1 rRNA gene is annotated in these 450 nt (G+C 52.9%); it reads left to right on the top strand.

The window, feature by feature from the left end:
- A 16S ribosomal RNA gene (locus I5L03_RS13305) occupies positions 1-450 on the top strand; the annotation flags it as partial.

Genomic DNA, 450 nt, shown 5'->3' with positions numbered 1-450 from the left:
CTGACCTACGGGGGGCTGCAGTGGGGGATATTGCACAATGGGGGAAACCCTGATGCAGCGACGCCGCGTGAGGGAAGAAGGTTTTCGGATTGTAAACCTCTGTCTTCAGTGACGAAACGAGACGGTAACTGAGGAGGAAGCCACGGCTAACTACGTGCCAGCAGCCGCGGTAATACGTAGGTGGCAAGCGTTGTCCGGAATTACTGGGTGTAAAGGGAGCGTAGGCGGGGAGACAAGTCGGGTGTTAAATCTATCGGCTCAACTGGTAGCAGCACTCGAAACTGTAACTCTTGAGTGAAGTAGAGGTAAGCGGAATTCCTAGTGTAGCGGTGAAATGCGTAAATATTAGGAGGAACACCAGTGGCGAAGGCGGCTTACTGGGCTTTAACTGACGCTGAGGCTCGAAAGCATGGGTAGCAAACAGGATTAGATACCCCAGTAGTCGTTCGA

Origin of the sequence: Aurantiacibacter sediminis (assembly GCF_016019885.1) — a bacterium.
GTDB lineage: Bacteria > Pseudomonadota > Alphaproteobacteria > Sphingomonadales > Sphingomonadaceae > Alteraurantiacibacter > Alteraurantiacibacter sediminis.
This window is presented reverse-complemented; position numbering and strand designations above follow the sequence as displayed.